The organism is Klebsiella sp. HMSC25G12 (genome assembly GCF_001807705.1).
Taxonomy (GTDB): Bacteria; Pseudomonadota; Gammaproteobacteria; order Enterobacterales; family Enterobacteriaceae; genus Klebsiella; species Klebsiella variicola.
In genome coordinates this window covers 1-635 of sequence record NZ_KV789877.1, presented here as the reverse complement: position 1 = coordinate 635, position 635 = coordinate 1, and the positions used below count along the sequence as shown (strand labels likewise).

Sequence of the window (635 nt, the reverse complement as noted above, 5' to 3'; positions counted from 1 at the left end):
GTCGTGTTCATGCGGCTGTTCCCGGTCAGCAGGCGCAGAAAGGTACGCACGTGTGGCGCTGCAGACAGACGAGCACCGCGCTGGCGGGCATTCTCCACGGTCATGATGGCCTGCAGCGCAGCCTGCCTGGCAGGCTGCAGGGTGACAAGGGAACGGGACGAATGGATCATTGTGCGCCCTCCTGTTCCAGCGTTCTGATGATACTGGCGCAGGAATATCCGTCAGTATCGAGACACGCTATCAATGCCAGCGTGTGGGAGATCAACTCCGGGTTAAATTCTTCCATGCTGCGAACAACAGAGAACGGCTGGCCACCACGTGTCACAAAGACGATCATCCAGCGGTCACTCAACTCTCCGGGACTGCAGACAGCGACATCAAAATGGCAATGGGCCGGAGAAAAGCGGACCTGCACCGGGAAAAAGCCCCCAAATTCGCACCGGTACTCGGCATTCACGGACCAGCCGGACGGTGAGGTCAGATCGCGCATGACAGCGTGGCTCAGCTCCCGGCGAAAATCTTCACCGGCTGCACGGTAGTCTTCCAGCTCGTCAGCGGACATGGTTTTGAGAACATCCAGAGTCAGTAACGTTTTCATTTTCAGTCTCCTTATCGCCGCCCCGCAGGGCGGCGTC

Annotated in this window: 2 protein-coding genes; both read right to left on the bottom strand. The window is 58.6% G+C overall.

Features of this window, described 5'->3' with window-relative positions; all coding sequences use genetic code 11:
- Nucleotides 1-170, bottom strand: a 170-nt coding sequence (locus HMPREF3096_RS11605) for a plasmid SOS inhibition protein A (RefSeq protein ID WP_176747748.1), incomplete at its 3' end; no start/stop codon positions are given.
- The gene (gene psiB / locus HMPREF3096_RS11600) at nt 167-598 is read right to left on the bottom strand and encodes a conjugation system SOS inhibitor PsiB (protein ID WP_048295711.1); all 432 of its coding nucleotides are present in this window, start codon (nt 596-598) and stop codon (nt 167-169) included. The genes HMPREF3096_RS11605 and psiB, both read right to left, overlap by 4 nt.
- Nucleotides 599-635: the final 37 nt, after the last annotated feature.